Annotated in this window: 19 protein-coding genes and 1 other RNA gene; 15 read left to right on the top strand and 5 right to left on the bottom strand. The window is 67.6% G+C overall.

Annotated elements, in window-relative coordinates; translation table 11 throughout:
* Positions 1–20: 20 nt before the first annotated feature.
* The 3 genes from AC5P8C_RS08525 to pepQ all read left to right on the top strand — a co-directional run bounded on the left by AC5P8C_RS08525 (position 21) and on the right by pepQ (position 4,078).
* Entirely contained in the window at positions 21–2,300 is a 2,280-nt protein-coding gene (locus tag AC5P8C_RS08525) for a DUF1631 family protein (protein WP_495218559.1), read from the top strand.
* Positions 2,297–2,671 (top strand): PilZ domain-containing protein, encoded by a 375-nt coding sequence (locus tag AC5P8C_RS08520; protein ID WP_010484030.1) that lies wholly within the window; start codon positions 2,297–2,299, stop codon positions 2,669–2,671. Before AC5P8C_RS08525 ends, AC5P8C_RS08520 begins: the two co-directional genes overlap by 4 nt.
* 75 nt (positions 2,672–2,746) lie before the next feature.
* Positions 2,747–4,078, top strand: a complete 1,332-nt coding sequence (gene pepQ, locus AC5P8C_RS08515) for a Xaa-Pro dipeptidase (protein WP_019661996.1) — start codon at positions 2,747–2,749, stop codon at positions 4,076–4,078.
* Positions 4,079–4,628: 550 nt separating this feature from the next.
* Here pepQ and AC5P8C_RS08510 read toward each other — a convergent pair.
* Positions 4,629–5,951 (bottom strand): aminopeptidase P N-terminal domain-containing protein, encoded by a 1,323-nt coding sequence (locus tag AC5P8C_RS08510; protein ID WP_495218631.1) that lies wholly within the window; start codon positions 5,949–5,951, stop codon positions 4,629–4,631.
* A gap of 5 nt (positions 5,952–5,956) precedes the next feature.
* A complete protein-coding gene (locus AC5P8C_RS08505; RefSeq protein ID WP_019661998.1) occupies positions 5,957–6,505 on the bottom strand; it encodes a UPF0149 family protein in 549 nt (182 codons plus the stop codon).
* A 153-nt stretch (positions 6,506–6,658) separates the two neighbouring features.
* Here AC5P8C_RS08505 and AC5P8C_RS08500 point away from each other — a divergent pair, with 153 nt between their 5' ends.
* The 8 genes from AC5P8C_RS08500 to AC5P8C_RS08465 all read left to right on the top strand — a co-directional run bounded on the left by AC5P8C_RS08500 (position 6,659) and on the right by AC5P8C_RS08465 (position 10,750).
* Positions 6,659–6,880: a TIGR02449 family protein gene (locus AC5P8C_RS08500; protein WP_005410898.1), complete on the top strand. Its 222-nt coding sequence runs from the start codon at positions 6,659–6,661 to the stop codon at positions 6,878–6,880.
* On the top strand, positions 6,877–7,173 hold the full coding sequence (locus AC5P8C_RS08495; protein ID WP_019661999.1) for a cell division protein ZapA: 297 nt from the start codon (positions 6,877–6,879) through the stop codon (positions 7,171–7,173). The genes AC5P8C_RS08500 and AC5P8C_RS08495 overlap by 4 nt, the downstream gene beginning before the upstream one ends.
* A gap of 97 nt (positions 7,174–7,270) precedes the next feature.
* Positions 7,271–7,456: non-coding RNA, 6S RNA (gene ssrS, locus AC5P8C_RS08490), on the top strand.
* Positions 7,457–7,539: 83 nt separating this feature from the next.
* Complete coding sequence (locus tag AC5P8C_RS08485; protein ID WP_019662000.1) at positions 7,540–8,133, top strand: 5-formyltetrahydrofolate cyclo-ligase; 594 nt, start codon at positions 7,540–7,542, stop codon at positions 8,131–8,133.
* Positions 8,130–8,609: an EVE domain-containing protein gene (locus tag AC5P8C_RS08480; protein WP_019338636.1), complete on the top strand. Its 480-nt coding sequence runs from the start codon at positions 8,130–8,132 to the stop codon at positions 8,607–8,609. Before AC5P8C_RS08485 ends, AC5P8C_RS08480 begins: the two co-directional genes overlap by 4 nt.
* A 22-nt stretch (positions 8,610–8,631) precedes the next feature.
* The gene (gene rpiA, locus AC5P8C_RS08475; RefSeq protein WP_005419003.1) at positions 8,632–9,279 is read left to right on the top strand and encodes a ribose-5-phosphate isomerase RpiA; all 648 of its coding nucleotides are present in this window, start codon (positions 8,632–8,634) and stop codon (positions 9,277–9,279) included.
* 21 nt (positions 9,280–9,300) lie between these two features.
* Positions 9,301–9,747 (top strand): DUF192 domain-containing protein, encoded by a 447-nt coding sequence (locus AC5P8C_RS08470; RefSeq protein ID WP_014648292.1) that lies wholly within the window; start codon positions 9,301–9,303, stop codon positions 9,745–9,747.
* A 157-nt stretch (positions 9,748–9,904) separates the two neighbouring features.
* A complete protein-coding gene (locus tag AC5P8C_RS08465) occupies positions 9,905–10,750 on the top strand; it encodes a SirB1 family protein (protein ID WP_019662001.1) in 846 nt (281 codons plus the stop codon).
* A 78-nt stretch (positions 10,751–10,828) separates the two neighbouring features.
* Here AC5P8C_RS08465 and AC5P8C_RS08460 read toward each other — a convergent pair whose 3' ends face one another.
* Positions 10,829–11,053 (bottom strand): rubredoxin, encoded by a 225-nt coding sequence (locus tag AC5P8C_RS08460; protein ID WP_014038358.1) that lies wholly within the window; start codon positions 11,051–11,053, stop codon positions 10,829–10,831.
* A gap of 34 nt (positions 11,054–11,087) precedes the next feature.
* Between AC5P8C_RS08460 and thiE the strand changes: the two genes are divergently transcribed.
* Both thiE and hemL read left to right on the top strand, forming a co-directional pair.
* Complete coding sequence (thiE, locus tag AC5P8C_RS08455; RefSeq protein WP_019662002.1) at positions 11,088–11,714, top strand: thiamine phosphate synthase; 627 nt, start codon at positions 11,088–11,090, stop codon at positions 11,712–11,714.
* A gap of 16 nt (positions 11,715–11,730) precedes the next feature.
* Positions 11,731–13,020 carry a glutamate-1-semialdehyde 2,1-aminomutase gene (gene hemL, locus AC5P8C_RS08450; protein ID WP_495218558.1) on the top strand — a complete coding sequence of 430 codons (1,290 nt, stop codon included), beginning with the start codon at positions 11,731–11,733 and terminating at the stop codon, positions 13,018–13,020.
* A 71-nt stretch (positions 13,021–13,091) separates the two neighbouring features.
* Here hemL and azu read toward each other — a convergent pair whose 3' ends face one another.
* Positions 13,092–13,541 (bottom strand): azurin, encoded by a 450-nt coding sequence (gene azu, locus AC5P8C_RS08445; RefSeq protein WP_019662004.1) that lies wholly within the window; start codon positions 13,539–13,541, stop codon positions 13,092–13,094.
* A 123-nt stretch (positions 13,542–13,664) separates the two neighbouring features.
* Here azu and AC5P8C_RS08440 point away from each other — a divergent pair, with 123 nt between their 5' ends.
* On the top strand, positions 13,665–14,267 hold the full coding sequence (locus AC5P8C_RS08440) for an HAD-IA family hydrolase (RefSeq protein WP_019662005.1): 603 nt from the start codon (positions 13,665–13,667) through the stop codon (positions 14,265–14,267).
* Between the two features lie 93 nt (positions 14,268–14,360).
* Here the strand turns inward: AC5P8C_RS08440 and AC5P8C_RS08435 are convergent, their stop codons facing one another.
* Complete coding sequence (locus tag AC5P8C_RS08435; protein WP_019662006.1) at positions 14,361–15,587, bottom strand: acetylornithine transaminase; 1,227 nt, start codon at positions 15,585–15,587, stop codon at positions 14,361–14,363.
* A 63-nt stretch (positions 15,588–15,650) separates the two neighbouring features.
* Between AC5P8C_RS08435 and AC5P8C_RS08430 the strand changes: the two genes are divergently transcribed.
* Entirely contained in the window at positions 15,651–16,523 is an 873-nt protein-coding gene (locus AC5P8C_RS08430) for an ion transporter (RefSeq protein ID WP_019662007.1), read from the top strand.
* Positions 16,524–16,560: the final 37 nt, after the last annotated feature.

Genomic DNA, 16,560 nt, shown 5'->3' with positions numbered 1-16,560 from the left:
AATCCGGATACCGCCTGCCGATGTCAGCTGTCTTTTCCCTCACCTCCGCCGACAAAGCCCGGCTCGCCGCCAGCAACCTGCCACCGCGGGTGCGCGAGTTGTTGGGTGCGTTGATCGGCCTCTGCCGACAGACGCTGGCCGCGCCGCTGATCCTGACCGTCGAAGCGTTGGAGCAGACCCTGCTGCACGATGCCGATCGCGCACGCAATCCGCAGCAGCAGGCCGAGCTGATGGCCCAGCGTGGCCAGTTGCACGCCTTTTCCGGTCATTTCGCTGACCGCATGCTTGATGCCGTGGCCGATGCGCTGATACGGCTGCGCGAACCCACGGCCCACTTCAGCCCCGGTTCCACGCCACCGCCGCTGCCCGGCATGCTCGGGCTGTCGCTGGTCGATGAACATGAAGTGGACCGCGACCTGCTGCTGACCGAGATGGTGCGGCGGGAGACGCTGCGTTTGACCAACACGCTCAACTTGCTGGGCCAACGCCTGGGCGTACTGGCGGCAGCACCGGCCTTCGAGGCCGACACCCTGCCGCTGGCACCGCAGGCACTGTGCGCCATGCTGCGCCGGATTGCCGAACAGGATTCGCTCACTGTCGACGTTCAGCTGGCGCTGTACCGCAGCTTCGAACGCCAGGTGCTGGAACGCCTGGGCGACATCCTCGACCGTGCCAATGCCCTGTTGGCCCAGCACGGCGTGCTGCCCGGCCTGGTCTACACCCCCTATCTGGCGCGTTCATCGAGCACCCGGCGGATCATCACCCAGTCGGTGGGCGGTGGTCGCGCCACGCAGCCGGCAAAGCGTGCCGCCGCGCCACTGACCGGCTGGAACGGATCGGCACCGGCCGGCTCCTGGTCCAGCCTGGTGCAGGACGCTTTCCAGGATGACAGCACAGCCGACGCGGCCTCGCCGGGCCTGACCACCTCCACGGGCAGCGCGCTGCATGCGCTGCTGCAGCAGGCACGCCATGCCAGCGCAGCACCTGCGGATCGCGATGCAGTGCCGAGCGCGGCCGTGGATGCGGTTCTCGCACGCCTGCAGGCGCAGTCCAGCGCCGCCACCGGCGTAGCCGACCTGCAGGCGGCCGTGGTGGCGCAACTGCGCAGCGAGCATGGCACGCAGGCCCAGCTGGGCAGCCACGACCGCGACAGCCTCGACCTGCTGCGCATGCTGATGCAGCAGGTGCAACAGCAGCAGCGTCCCGATCCAGTGCCGGCCGCGCTGCTGGCGCGCCTGCAGGTACCCCTGGCACGCGCCGCCATGGCCGATCCGGGCTTCTTCGTGCGCGACGAACACCCCGCGCGCGAACTGCTCAACCAGATTGCCGAAGTCGGCGCCCACTGGCTGGGCGACGATGATGTCGACCCGCAGTTGCTGCAGCGCATGGCGCAGAGCGTGCAGGGCCTGCTGGGCCAGGATGCGCGGGCGCCGGAGGCCTTCGCCAGCGCGAACGAGGAAGTGCAGCAGCATCAGCGCGCCGCAGCGCATCGCGCCGAGCTGGCCGAGCGCCGCCATGTGGAAGCCGCCCGCGGCAAGGAGCGGCTGGAACTTGCCCGCCGCCAAGCCACCGCGCAGATCGACCAGTGCTGCGACGCGCAGTCGCCGCCGCGCTTCGTGCAGACCCTGCTGCGCCAGGCCTGGGCCGATGCACTGACCCTCACCCGCCTGCGCCATGGCGACGATTCGCCACAGTGGCAGGAGCGCCTGCAACAGACCGAGCGCATCGCTGCCATCACCGCACAGGCCATCGACGCCCCTGGCGGCACCGATACCGCGCTGGCAGCGGACGTGGAGGCCGCACTGCTGCAGGTCGGCTACCACGCCGAGGAAGCCGCCGCCGTCGCGCGCAGGCTGGCCACGCCCGGCGGCGAGGATGAAAGCACCTCGCGTACCGAGCTCAGCGCACGCCTGAAGGCACGTGCGCGCCTGGGCGAGCACGCCGGCACGAACAGTGGCACCGCACCTGCCACACCGCGCAGCAGTGCTGAAGAAGCGGCCTACCAGCAGCTGTCCACGCTGCCGTTCGGCAGCTGGTTCGACATCGATACGGGCGATGGCACGCTGCGCCGCCAGCGCCTGTCCTGGTACAGCCTGCTGACCGGCCACGCGTTGTTCGTCAATGCGCGCGGGCAGAAGATCACCGATACCGACCTGGATACGCTGGCACGGCAGATCAGTGCCGGGCGCGCGCAGCTGGTCACCGAAGACAAGGGCCGGCTGGTCGACCGTGCCTGGGAAGCCAGCCTCGGTGCGCTGCGTGCACTCGCCACGGGCCGCGCACAGGAGACCCCCGCATGAAAGCCGTACCGCCGCAGGACACCCGCCGCGCGCCGCGCCGCCAGGTCTCGGACCTGGTGCCGGTCACCGACCAGATGCGCGAGTGCGTGGTCGGGCGCCTCGGCAATGTCTCCGAAACCGGCATGCTGATGCTGGCCAGCGTGCCGCTGCGCGAGGATGCGCTGTACCAGCTGCGCTTCCCGTTGCCACTGGGTGATGGCCGCCAGCAGGCCATCGACGTGGGCGTGCATCTGCTATGGAGCGAGCCCGCGCACGTACCCGGGCAGAGCTGGACCGGCTTCCGCTTCCTCACCCTGTCACGCGAGCATCGGCAGCTGCTGCGGCAGTGGGTGGGCGAGGACAGCGACGAGGGACCGGTTTCGACGGCCTGAGTGCCGGTTCCGGCACAGCGGTTTTTCGCGGTATGCGGCAGAATCTAGGGCCGTTTTCCGTGTCGAGCCACCGCAATGATCCAGCAAGACCCCGGCGCCCTGTATTCCGACCACCTGGCCGTGCTGTGCCGACGTGCCGAACAGGCGCTGGCCCGCGGTGGCTTCGATCACCTGGTGGTGCCCAGCGGCACCCTGCACTACCAGGTGTTCGACGACCGCGACTACCCATATGCGGTCAATCCGCAGTTCAAGGCTTGGCTGCCGCTGACCCGCGTGCCCAACAGCTGGATCGTGTTCACCCCGGGCAAGCGCCCGGCCGTGATCTTCCACCAGCCCTTCGACTACTGGCACGTGGTGCCGGACGCCCCCAGCGGCTGGTGGGTGGAGCACTTCGACATCCACATCATCCGCAAGCCCGAAGAGGCGCTGGCCCTGCTGCCGGCCGACCCGGCGCGCTGCGCGATCCTCGGCGAACCGCAGAGCACGCTGGGCAACTACGTGCCGAACAACCCGGCGCCGGTGGTGAATTACCTGGAATGGCACCGCGGCAGCAAGACGCCGTATGAGATCGCACTGATGCGTCAGGCGCAGGTGCTGGGCGTGCGTGGCCACCGCGCCGCCGAAGCCGCGTTCCGCAACGACGCCGACGAGTTCAGCATCCACATGGCCTATTGCCAGGCCGTCGGCCAGGACGCCAACGAGCTGCCGTACGGCAACATCGTGGCCCTGAACGAGCACGCTGCGGTGCTGCACTACACCGAGCTGGGCCGCAAGGCGCCGCAGCCGCTGCGCAGCTTCCTGATCGATGCCGGTGCCAGCGCCTACGGCTACGCCAGCGACATCACCCGCACCTACGCCGCGCAGGGCCACGACGAGTTTGCTGCGATGATCGCCGCCGTCGACGCCGCCCAGCAGCAGATGTGCGCGGCGGTGCGCCCGGGCTTCGACTACAAGCAGCTGCACGTGGACGCGCATCTTTCGCTGATGGGCGTGCTGAAGGACTTCGGCGTGATCAAGGTATCGCCGCAGACCGCGCTGGAGACCGGCGTCAGCGCCGCGTTCTTCCCGCACGGCATCGGCCACTTGATCGGCCTGCAGGTGCACGACGTGGCGGGTTTCGCGGCCAGCGACGAAGGCGGCCGCATCGAGCGCCCGGCCGGCCACCCTTACCTGCGCCTGACCCGCGTGCTGGAACCGGGCATGGTGGTGACCATCGAACCGGGCGTGTACTTCATCGACATGCTGTTGAACGAAGTGAAGGACGCCGGCCATGGCGACGCGATCAACTGGGAGCGCGTGGACTTCTTCCGCCCGTATGGCGGCATCCGCATCGAAGACGAGGTGCTGTGCACTGATGGCGAGGCGGACAACCTGACGCGGCCGGAGTTTGCGGCGGCCAACGGCTGAGCCCCTCGTGGTTGGGCGCTCAGAGCAAAAGCCGCGCTTGGCGGGGCGGGTAGGCCATGCAGGGGACGCTGCAAGTACGTCCCTGTAAGCTCGATGGCGCCATCCATGGCGCCAACGCCCCTGCATGGCCTACCCGCCCCACCTTTGACAGTTTCCTGCGCGCGTCCAACCACGGAAAAGAAAAAGAAAAGCAGAAGCGGGTCGCTTGCTGCGCTCGCTCCGTGTCGACCAAGGTCGACACCTACCAACAGCCGCGCGTGCCAACAGCCGCAATTGCCAGTAGATCCACGCCATGCGTGGATGATTCATTCGATGTCTGACAGATGTGCCGACCAACGGTCGGCACCCACCAACAGCCCCGTGAACCTGTCGAAGGCGGGGTACTGTGGGTTTGCGGGGTGTGAGCCGCATGGATGCGGCGACCAAGCCTCCAGGGATGGATTCACGGCGTCCCCGCAAACCCACAGTGCCCCGCCATCCCACGGATAGCCCGCTGTTGCTGTTGCTGTTGCCTCTGCGGGTGCAGGGCTGCAAGCCCTGCCGCCCCCCCTTACCCCGCCATCACCGCTTCGATCTCGTCGGCGCTGCGCGCCAGGCCTTCGGTCAGCACACGATGTCCGTCATAGGTAATCAGCACGTCGTCCTCGGTACGGATGCCGATGCCGCGCCAGCGCGGCTCCACCGTCGTGTCGTCCGCGCCGATGTACAGCCCCGGCTCGATGGTGAACGCCATGCCCGGCTCCAGCAGGCGTGAATCACCTGCGAGGCGGTAATCGCCTACATCGTGCACGTCCAATCCGATCCAGTGCCCGGTCTTGTGCCGGTAGAAACGCTGGTACAGGCCCTCGGACAGGTTCTTTTCCAGCGTGCCCTTCAACAGGCCCAGCCGCAGCAGGCCTTCGGTCAGGGTCTGTACCGCCGCCAGGTGGCCAGCCTCATACGGCACGCCCGGCTTGGCCTGGGCCAACGCAGCGGCCTGCGCATCGCCGACCAGGTCGTGCAGCGCGCGCTGCTCGGCACTGAAGCGGCCGTTCACCGGGAAGGTGCGGGTGATGTCGCTGGCGTAGCCGCGGTACTCGGCACCGGCATCGATCAGTACCAACTCGCCATCGCGCGACCGCGCGTTGTTGTCGCGGTAATGCAGGATGCAAGCATTGCGGCCGGCGCCGACGATGCTGCAGTACGCGGGCACCGCATCGTTGGCGCGGAACACGCGTTCCAGCTCGGCCTGCAGTTCGTACTCGTGGATGCCGGCCCTGGCGGCCTTCATCGCCGCCAGATGCGCACGCACGCTGATCTGTGCGGCGTGGTGCATCAGTGCCACTTCGGCGCCGGACTTGAACAGACGCTGCTCGTGCAGCAGGTGGCCCAGCTCCAGGAACTCATGTGGCGGCTGCGCACCGTGGCGTACCTGCGAACGCACGCGGTTGACCCAGCCGATCAGCTTCAGGTCGAAGTCGGCGTCGCGGCCGAAGTGGTAATACACGCGCGAGCGCCCTTCCAGCAGGCCCGGCAGGATGTCGTCCAGATCGTCGATCGGGTAGGCATCGTCCATGCCGTACTGGGCCACCGCGCCTTCCTGGCCGGCGCGGCTGCCATCCCAGGCTTCGCGCTCGGCATCGCGCTCGCGGCAGAACAGGATGGCCTCGCCGTGGCGTCGGCCCGGAATCAGCACCAGCACCGCTTCCGGCTCCGGGAAGCCGCTCAGGTACTGGAAATCCGAATCCTGCCGGAACGGGTAATGGGTATCGAGGCTGCGCACCTTTTCGGCCGCGGCTGGCAGCACCAGGATCGCGTCCTCGCCGGCCATGTCCATCAGCTGGCGGCGACGACGCTTGTATTCGCCGGCCGCAATGCCGGTGCGCTGCTTGATGTCCATCAGTTCAGGCGCTGGCGGTGGCGCGAGGCCAGCACCACGTCGCCGTGCAGCAGCAGCACCGCCACGCGGATGAATTCCTCGATCTCCGACAGCGCTTCGTCGTCATCATCGCCGCCGGCCTCGAAATCCTCGCTGGAGGCGCGTGCCAGGCTGGCCATGTCGGTCAGCGCTTCTTCACCCTCTTCGGACAGGGCCGGGCGACGGCCGCCGCTGCCCAGGCCGAAACCACCCAGGAAGGAACGGGTCCAGCTGAACATGGCATCGGCCTGTGCGGACACCTCGTCGGTGTCAGCCAGCAACAGCTCGAAGGCGAAGTCACGGTCTTCCAGCTGCTTGATGGTGGCCTGCAGCAGCTGCCCCAGCACGCTGTCGGCGGCCACCGGCGGCAGGTTGTCGTCGGCCAGCACGCGCGCCGGCCAGTCGTTGCCGGGGGCACCGCCGGCGGCCAGCCAGCCACACAGCGCACCATGCAGCTCGGCAGCGGTGGCGCCCAGGCCCAGCTCCTGGCTGGCGCGGGTAACGTCGTCGACGGAGGGAAGTTCGGTCATCGTGCGGCTCGTTCGGAAAGGAAACCCGGAGCGCGCACGCGCGCGCCCGTGAGACCCTGTAGTGTAGCAACCCGGCGGCATCCTCCCGGTAGCCCTCCGGCCTTGCTGCGACAGCGCTTGACCGCCCTTGCCCGGCTTGCCTATCGTGCCCGTATGGAACCCGCCGACCCCCTTGCCCAGCTGCAGGACTTCGCCGCCCGCGTGGAAGCGTTGCTTGAACGCAACCAGCGCCTGGCCGAGGAGAACCGCAGCCTGCGCCACCAGCAGGAACAGCTGGTGGCCGAGCGCTCGACGCTGCTGGCCAAGAACGAGCAGGCGCGCTCGCGGGTGGAAGCGATGATCAGCCGGCTCAAATCCCTGGAGCAGCACACATGAGCGCCGAACCGGTCAGCGTCCGCATCCTCGATCGTGAATACACCGTGGGCGTCGGCGCCGACGAACGCGACAGCCTGATGGCGGCTGCGCGCCTGCTCGATGCGCGCATGCGCGAGATCCGCGGCAGCAACCGCATGGCCGCCGTGGACCGTGTCGCCGTGCTGGCCGCGCTGAACCTGGCCCACGAACTGCAGCTGCTGCGCGACGAGAACGCCCGCCAGGCCGTGGCCCTGCAGCAGACGCTGGCGGACCTGAACCGGCGGCTGGACCGCGCCATCGACGGCGGCACCTGAAGACCGTGCACAAGGCGTCTTCTCATATCTGAATTGGCACGTACTGTTGCCGACGAACGGCCTATCCAGATCCGGCGCGCTGGCTATAATGGCCACGCGTTCTCTGCGGTACTCGACGGCATGTGCAAACATTCGCCTTGTCCCTTAAGAACGACACCGGGAGCGCGACAGCGCCGGGAGTGCAGGTCCGCCTTGTAGCGGGAAGCCCGATGGTTCTCCAGCGTTCCCACTTGAGCCCCCGGGTTCAAGGTCGTTTCGCATGCATCGACATTGCGGAGAATGCAATATTCCAGCAAGGGCGGCGTCTTCGGGCGTCGCCCTTGTTCTTTCCGGCACAATGACGGCTGATCCTTGCCGCACGCTGCCATGACCGACCCGCGCCAGGCCCTGCGCCACGACCTGCGGCAACGCCGCCGTGAACTCTCCGCAGCTGCGCGCATCGCCGCCGCCGAATCGCTGGCCGATGCCCTACTCGCCCTGCCGTTTGCCCCGCGCGAAGGCGCCGTGGCCGGCTACTGGGCGCTGGATGGCGAAATCGCCCTGCACCGCTGGCAGCTGCAACTGCCCGAAGGCCTCACCTACTGCCTGCCGGTGCTGGCCGGTGAGGTGCTGCGCTTCGCACCGTGGCGGCCGGGGCAGCCGCTGACCAGCAACCGCTACGGCATTCCCGAACCGGACGTGGCGGTGGAAGACACCCTGGAACCAGCGCAGATGGCGCTGGTAGTGACCCCGCTGGTGGGTTTCGACGCGCAGTGCCGGCGGCTGGGCATGGGGGGCGGCTGGTATGATCGCAGCTTCGCCTTCCGCCACGATCGGCCGGCGCCGCCCTGGCTGGTCGGTGCTGCATTCGCGGTGCAGCAGGTCGAGTCCTTGCCGGTGGCGTCGTGGGACGTGCCGGTGGATGCGATCTGCACCGAAGACGGCACCCTGTTCCCCTCCGCTGCCCCCGTGAACGCATGACCGCCCGCAAGCGCTACTGGCTGATGAAGTCCGAACCGGACGCCTTCTCCATCGATGACCTGGCCAAGGTCAAGGTCGAACCCTGGAACGGGGTGCGCAACTACCAGGCGCGCAACTTCATGCGCGATGGCATGCAGGTGGGCGACGGCATCCTGTTCTACCACTCCAATACCAAGGTGCCGGGCATCGTCGGCCTGGCCACGGTGGCCAGCACGGCCTACCCGGACGACACCCAGTTCGATCCGAAATCCGACTACCACGACCCCAAGAGCACGCGCGAGAACCCGCGCTGGATGCTGGTGGACGTGGCCTTCGACCGCAAGCTCAAGCAGGTGATCGCGCTGGACGAGATCAAGCTGCACGCTGATGAGCTCGGCGAAGGCTTCCCGCTGGTTGCCAAGGGCAACCGCCTGTCGGTGTTCCCGGTGACGGCCGCGCAGTGGAAGCTGCTGCTGTCGCTGGAAAAGAAATCCTGATTCCCTGCCTGAGAGTTCTCCCATGTCCGAAGCCAAGCGCCTGGCCGCCGAGAAAGCCATCGAGTACGTAGAAGACGGCATGATCGTCGGTGTCGGCACCGGTTCCACCGTGGCCTATTTCATCGATGCCCTGGCCCGCATCCAGCACCGCATCAAGGGCGCCGTATCCAGCTCCGAGCAGAGCACCGCGCGCCTGAAGCAGCACGGCATCGAGGTGATCGAGCTGAACCATAGCGGCAACCTGTCGCTGTACGTGGACGGCGCCGATGAGTGCGATCCGAACAAGTGCCTGATCAAGGGCGGCGGCGCCGCACTGACCCGCGAGAAGATCATCGCCGAGGCCAGCGAGCGCTTCATCTGCATCGTCGACCCGAGCAAGCAGGTGCCGGTGCTCGGCAAATTCCCGCTGCCGGTGGAAGTGATCCCGATGGCACGCAGCCTGGTCGCCCGCCAGATCCGCGACATGACCGGCGGCCAGCCGACCTGGCGCGAAGGCGTGGTGACCGACAATGGCAACCAGATCCTGGACATCCACAACCTGCAGATCACCGATCCGGAAAAGCTGGAGCGCGAGCTCAACCAACTGCCGGGCGTGGTCTGCGTGGGCCTGTTCGCGCGCCGCCGCGCCGACGTGGTGATCGTCGGCGGCGAGCCGCCGGTCGTGCTCTGACCCTTTTGAAGGATCCTGACGATGTCGCTGTTGCGTTCGCTGCTGATGCTCCCGCTGCTGGCCCTGGCTGGCTGCGCCACCGACGCGGCCCGCCACTGGGTCGAACTGGATGGCGCCCGCTACCAGGTGGAGCTGGCCACCAACGATGAAACCCGCGCGCGCGGGTTGATGTTCCGCGACCAGATGGCGGCCGACCACGGCATGCTGTTCATCCACGACCGCGAGGAAATGCAGGCGTACTGGATGAAGAACACCAGGATCGCGCTGGACATCCTGTACTTCGACAGCCAGCGCAGGCTGGTCAGCCAGCAGCGTGATGTGCCGCCGTGCTCGGCCGGCGACATGTGCCCGCCCTACCCCAGCGGTGGCCCGGCGCGCTACGTGCTGGAGCTCAACGCCGGCCAGGCCGAGAAGCTGCAGTTGAAGGACGGTACGGAGCTGAAATTCGGCCCGGGCATCGAAAAGTAAGGTGCGGCCGGGCTGCGCCCGGCACGCGCAGTAGTGCCGGCCGCTGGCCGGCAACCCTGCCGGGGCCAGATCCCATTCGCTCGCGAAAGGGATCTGACCCCGGATTTTTCACGCGACACCGCTTGAAACCGCCTGCGAATGACGCCAGTCTGTGGCCATGCAGGACCGGATCACACTCCCCGACTGGGATGCACTGGCCGACCTCGAAGACGAGGCGCTGCCACTGTTGCCGACCGCGCTGCTGATCGCGCGCGATGAATACCCCGATCTGCAGCCGTCGACCTACGACGCGTTGATCCAGAGCCACGTCGACCACCTCCGCTCGGAAGTGGAGAGCATCGACAACAGTCCATTGAAGATGGCGGCGATCAACCGCCACCTGTTCGACGAGCTGGGCTACAGCGGCGACCACGACAAGTACTACGATCCGCGCAACAGCTATCTCAACCAGGTGTTCGAGCGACGCCTGGGCAACCCGATCTCGCTGGCGCTGGTGCAGATGGAAGTGTCGCGACGGCTGGGGATCCCGCTCGACGGCGTGTCCTTCCCCGGCCACTTCCTGGTGCGCCTGCCGGTGGACGACGGCGTGCTGGTGATGGACCCGTTCAATGGTGGTCGCCCGCTGGACGTGGACGAACTGCGCGAACGCGCCAAGTCACACCTGGGCGGGCAGATGCCCGACGACCAGGTGCTGGCGCAGATCCTTGACCCGGCGCCGGCGCGCGCGATCCTGATGCGCATGCTGCGCAACCTGCACGGCGTGTATGCCGAGGCCGGCGAATGGGATCGCGCCGCGCGCAGTGCCGACCGCCTGCTGAAGCTCGCCCCGGAGCAGGACGATGCGCTGCGTGACCGCGGCCTGGCCTATCTGCAGCTGGAATATCTGGCCGGTGCCCGCCATGACCTGGGGCAGTACCTGAAGCGCAATCCCGAGGCCAGCGATGCGCAGTGGCTGCGCGAGAAGCTGATCGACCTCGGCGGGCCGATGCCGCGGCTGCATTGAGGGCGTCGGTGTGTGGACCAACGGTCCACACCCACCCCAACGGTCCGCACCCACAGAAGGGCCTGCAGGCCCTACCGGTCAATCGACTTCGACCATCTCGAAATCGGCCTTGGTGACCCCGCAATCGGGGCAGGTCCAGGTCTCGGGAATGTCCTCCCAGCGCGTGCCCGGCGCAATGCCCTCTTCCGGCAGACCCTCCGCTTCGCTGTACAGGAAGCCGCAGACCACGCACATCCAGGTGCGCAAGGTGGTGGGGGTGGCATCGCTCATCGGATAATCAGGGCTGGATTCACGGGCCGCCATTGTCCCATCGCGGTCCACTCACCGGTAGCCATCGATGACTTCTGCTTCCCCGGCGCCCCGCGGCGTCTACCTGATCACCCCGGACGAGCCCGATACCGCGCGCCTGCTGGCCCGTACCGCGCCGCTGCTGGCCGCTGGCGCCACCTGGCTGCAGTACCGCAACAAGACCGCCAACGACGCGCTGCGGCAGGAACAGGCCACCGCCCTGCAGGCGCTGTGCGCACACTACGGCGTACCGCTGATCATCAACGACGACCCGGCGCTGGCGAAGGCGGTGGGCGCGGCTGGCGTGCACCTGGGCGGCACCGACGGTGACATCCCAAGCGCGCGTGCGCTGCTCGGCGCCGAGGCCATCATCGGCGCTTCCTGCTACGACCAGCTGGCCAATGCCGAGAAGGCCGTGGCCGCCGGTGCCAGCTACGTGGCCTTCGGCGCGTTCTTCCCTACCACTACCAAGGTCACCACCAGCCGCGCGGATACCGACCTGCTGCGGCAGAGCGCCGCACTGGGCGTGCCACGGGTGGCGATCGGCGGGCTGACGCCGGACAATGTCGGTCCCATCATCGACGCCGGCGCCGACCTGGTGGCCGTGGTCAGCGGCATTTACGCCGCGCAGGACCCGGTCGCGACCCAGCGCGCCTTCCTCGCCCAGTTCGCGTAACGCCCAGGAAAGCCCCATGAACCACGTCCAGTCCCACGCCCTGTTCTCCCGCGCCCAGCAGCTGCTGCCGGGCGGCGTCAATTCGCCGGTGCGCGCGTTCAAGTCGGTCGGCGGCGAGCCCTTCTTCGTCGAACGCGCCGATGGCGCCTACCTGTACGACGTCGACGGCAACCGCTACATCGACTACGTCGGTTCCTGGGGCCCGATGATCGTCGGCCACAACCACCCGGCCGTGCGCCAGGCGGTGAAGAAGGCGATCGACAACGGCCTGTCCTTCGGTGCGCCGTGCGCGGCCGAAGTGACCATGGCCGAAACCATCACCCGCCTGGTGCCATCGTGCGAGATGGTGCGCATGGTCAACTCCGGCACCGAGGCCACGCTGTCGGCGATCCGCCTGGCGCGTGGCGCCACCGGCCGCAACCGCATCGTCAAGTTCGAAGGCTGCTACCACGGCCACGGCGACTCGTTCCTGGTCAAGGCCGGCAGCGGCATGCTGACCTTGGGCGTGCCGACCTCGCCGGGCGTCCCGGCCGGGCTGAGCGAACTGACCCTGACCCTGCCCTACAACGACTTCGAAGCGGCCACCGCCCTGTTCGAACAGCAGGGTGGCGACATCGCCGGCCTGATCATCGAACCGGTGGTCGGCAACGCCAACTGCATCCCGCCGCGCGAGGGCTACCTGCAACACCTGCGTGCGCTGTGCACGAAGCATGGCGCGCTGCTGATCTTCGACGAAGTGATGACGGGCTTCCGCGTCGCCCTCGGCGGTGCGCAGGCGCACTACGGCATCACCCCGGACCTGACCACCTTCGGCAAGATCATCGGCGGCGGCATGCCGGTGGGCGCCTACGGCGGTCGTCGCGAGCTGATGCAGCAGATCGCCCCGGCCGGCCCGATCTACCAGGCCGGTACGCTGAGCGGCAATCCGGTGGCAATGGCCGCTGGCCTGGCGATGCTGGAGCTGATCCAGCAGCCGGGTTTCCACGCCGACCTGGCCGAGCGCACCGCACGCCTGTGTGCGGGTCTGGAAGCGGCCGCCGCCGACGCCGGTGTGGCCGTGACCACCACCTGCGTGGGTGCGATGTTCGGGCTGTTCTTCACCAGCGAGAAGGTGGAGACCTATGCGCAGGCCACCGCCTGTGACATCCCGGCGTTCAACCGCTTCTTCCACGCGATGCTGGAGCAGGGCGTGTTCCTGGCCCCGTCGGCGTACGAGGCCGGCTTCCTGTCCAGCGCCCACGACGATGCCGTGATCGAGGCGACGCTGGCCGCAGCACGCGTGGCGTTCAAGGCCGCCAAGGGCTGATCGCAAAAAAGGGGACGGAGGGGATTAAGTCGTTTGTGCACAAACGACTTAATCCCCTCCGTCCCCTTTTTTCAACCGAAGACGAATTTGCCCTTCATCATCGCGAAGTGGCCGGGGAACGAGCAGAAGAAGGTGTAGTCACCGCCCTTCTGCAGGCCCTGGGTAGAGAAACGCACACTCGTGGTCTCACCACCGCCGATCACCTTGGTGTGCGCCAGCACGCGCTTGTCGGCCTTCGGCAGGTAGCTGTCAGCCAGCGTCATGCGCATGCCCGCCATCGCCACCGGCTGGTAATCGGCAGTGCGGGTCAGCACCCAGTTGTGGCCCATCGCGGTAGCGGCCAGCTTGCCGGTGTGGCGCAGGGTCAGGTCTACGGCGGTGCAGTCGGCGGCGACCTTGATCTCGCGGCTGCTGAAGCTCATCTGGTCGGTGCTGTCGATGCTCACCGCACACACCCGCGCCATCGCCGACGGCGCCAGCATCAGCGCGCCCAGTCCCACTGCCACCACCCAAGCCTTCATCGTTGCATCTCCTGCGGATTCGAGCGCCATTCTAGGCAGGCCTATGCCCGCCCGGCTGCGACCGTCTGTCGCATGGCAGCTCCAGGGTTTCCCGCGCACTCATCGCAATGGCATGCTCGGCCGATGCGGATCGACCTGTTGCTGCTGGATGTGGATGGCGTGCTGGTGCAGTACCAGCGCGCGCAGCGCGTGCTGTATCTGGCGCAGGCGCTGGATGTTCCGACGCACGCCGTACAGGCCGCGCTGTATGACAGCGGACTGGAAGCAGCGCATGACAATGGCACGCTGGATGGCCCGGCCTATCTGGCGCAGCTGGGAGAGCTTCTGGGCACGACTGTCGATGTGGCTGCATGGACCGCGGCGCGACGGGCCGCCAGCCATCCTCAGGCGGCCGTGTTGCAACGATTGCAGGCCCTGCAACTGCCAATCGCGGTGCTGACCAACAACGGCGCCCTGATGCAGCAGGCATTGCCCACCCTGCTGCCGGAACTGTTTCCTGCGCTGCAGGGCCGCGTGTTCTGCAGCGCGGAGTTCGGTCTGCGCAAACCGGCGCCCGCGGTGTTTCTGCGCACGCTGGAAGCGCTGGGCGTGGCGCCTTCGCGCGCGCTGTTCGTCGATGACCTGTTCGCCAATGTGCGTGGCGCGCGCGCTGCCGGCCTGCACGCGGAAACCGTGCGCGATGGCCGGGGATTGGGCAAGGTGTTGAAGCGCTATCGGATTGCATGACGCGCTGTAGAGCCGAGCCCATGCTCGGCTCCTGTTGCCTGACATCGCGATGAGCCGAGCGTAGGCTCGGCTCTACAGATGCCTCTGCGGGCTTCAGCGCGCGGCAATGAACGCAGCAATCGCCGCGCGCAGGCGCTTGAGGCCTTCGGCCACTTCTTCGTCGGTGATGTTCAGCGACGGCACGAAGCGCAGCACGTCCGGGCCGGCCTGCAGGGTCAGCAGGCCCTGCTCGGCGGCATGGTCGAGGATCGCCCCGGCCTGGCCGGCGAAGTCCTCGCCCAGCACCGCGCCCAGCATCAGGCCGCGGCCACGCACGTCGCTGAACACGCCGAATTCTTCGTTGATGCGCGCAAAGCCATCGCGCAGCGCCTTCGACTGGCGGCTGACATTGGCGGCGATCTCCGCCGAGGCCAGCTTGCGCAGCGCAACGCGTGCGACCGCAGCGGCCAGAGGGTTGCCACCGAAGGTGGTGCCGTGCGCACCGAACTGCATGGTTTCGGCCACCTTCGGGCCGGCCAGCATCGCACCGATCGGGAAGCCGCCACCGAGTGCCTTGGCCAAGGTGACCATGTCCGGCACCACCTCGTCCTGCCAGTGCGCGAACAGCGTGCCGGTGCGGCCCATGCCGGCCTGGATCTCGTCCAGCACCAGCAGTGCGTTGTGCTGGTCGCACAGTTCGCGCACGCGCTTGAGGAAGCCGGACTTGGCCGGCATCACACCGCCCTCGCCCTGGATCGGCTCCAGCATCACCGCCGCCACGTCACCGGCGGCCATCGCGGTTTCCAGCTGCACCTCATCGTTGAAATCGATGTAGCGGAAGCCACCGGGCAGCGGCTCGTAGCCTTCCTGGTACTTCGGCTGGGCAGTAGCGGTCACCGCGCCAAGGGTGCGACCGTGGAAGCTGCCGCGGAAGGTGATGATCACCCGCTTGTCGGCCGGGCGCCCCTGGCTGGAGGCCCACTTGCGGACCATCTTGATCGCCACTTCGTTGGCTTCGGCGCCGGAATTGCACAGGAACACGCGCTCGGCGAAGCGGCTGGCCTTGACCAGCTCCTCGGCCAGGTGCAGCGGCGGCGCGCTGTAGAACACGTTGCTGGTGTGCCAGAGCTTGCCGGCCTGCTCGACCAGCGCGGCCACCAGGTCCGGATCGTTGTGGCCGAGGCCACACACGGCGATGCCGGCGGCCAGATCGATGAACTCACGGCCCTGGCTGTCCCACACGCGGGCGCCCTGGCCGCGCTCCAGTACCACCTGGCGGGGCTTGTAGACCGGCAGGTAGTAGTGTGAAAGGGAAATCAGCGGATCGGTCGCGGCGGTCATGGCAGTCGGCAGGGTTCAGGAATGCCCATTCTCGCGCCGGAACCCCTGCGGCACAATGCGCCCATGCGACCGTTTTCCGCCCCCCAGCTCAACCCCGCCACCGAGACCGGCTGGCGCCGTCGGTGGTTCGACATCATCTACCGCCATGACACCCGCCCTTCGCGCAATTTCGACCTGATCCTGGTGGTGGCGATCGTCGCCAGCATCCTGGTGGTGATGATCGACAGCGTGCAGCACCTGCATGCCGAATGGTCCACCGGCCTGTACATCCTGGAATGGGGATTCACGATCATCTTCACCGCCGAGTACCTGCTGCGGCTGGCGGTGGTCAAGCGCCCGCTGCGGTATGCAGTGAGCATCTGGGGCATCATCGACCTGCTGTCGATCCTGCCCGCCTACCTGTCGATGTTCATCCCCGGCGCGCAGAGCCTGCTGGTGGTGCGCGCGCTGCGCATCCTGCGGGTGTTCCGCATCCTGAAGCTGACCCGCTACATCGAGGAAAGCGGCGTCCTGATGACGTCGCTGTGGCGCAGCCGGCGCAAGGTGCTGGTGTTCCTGTTCACGGTGATCACCATCACCATCATCGCCGGTGCGCTGATGTACGTGATCGAGGGCCCCGACCACGGTTTCACCAACATCCCGGCCAGCATGTACTGGGCGGTGGTGACCATGGCCACGGTCGGCTTCGGCGATATCGTGCCGCAGACCGTGCTCGGCCGCTTCGTCACCTCGGTGCTGATCCTGATCGGCTACAGCATCATCGCCGTGCCCACCGGCATCTACACCGCCGAACTGGCCAGCACCATGCGCGAGGCCGAACTGGCCGCGCGCCGTGATGCCCGCGGCTGCCCGCATTGCGGGCTGGAGGGGCATGAACCGGATGCGCGGCACTGCCGCAAGTGCGGCGGGATCCTTCCCGAAACGTTCAACAGCTGAGGCCAGCATTGCCAGGTGCGTGGACCATGGTCTCGGC

It is taken from the genome of Stenotrophomonas sp. YJH_SMC_46, from assembly GCF_059370315.1.
Note: the sequence above shows the minus strand (reverse complement) of the source record. Positions and strands in the feature narration are given on the sequence as shown.